Origin of the sequence: Mameliella sp. CS4, from assembly GCF_019392335.1 — a bacterium.
Classification (GTDB): domain Bacteria; phylum Pseudomonadota; class Alphaproteobacteria; order Rhodobacterales; family Rhodobacteraceae; genus Antarctobacter.
Genome location: NZ_JAHXRQ010000146.1, coordinates 1 through 275, shown reverse-complemented (window position 1 = coordinate 275; position 275 = coordinate 1). Strand labels below are relative to the sequence as shown.

The window sequence follows — 275 nt, the reverse complement described above, 5'->3', positions numbered from 1 at the left end:
ATTGACGCCCGAACCGGTGAGATGCGGTGGCAATCAAAGGTGGAAACGCGCGGAAACTCGTCCGGGCCGCTCGTCGTCGACGGCAAGGTGATCTCCGGCGGCTCCTGCGGCGGGAATCGCAACAACTGCTTTATCTCGGCGCACGACGCGCTGACTGGCAAGGAGCTGTGGCGGTTTTACACAACGCCCGCACCCGGCGAGCCCGGGGATGAAACCTGGGGCGGCGCAGACGTGAAGAATCGTCAGGCTTCCACGTGGGGATTGCCCGGCACTTA

At 64.0% G+C, this 275-nt stretch carries 1 pseudogene; it reads left to right on the top strand.

The window, feature by feature from the left end:
• A pseudogene (locus tag KZZ07_RS26900) lies at positions 1–275 on the top strand (PQQ-binding-like beta-propeller repeat protein); the annotation flags it as partial.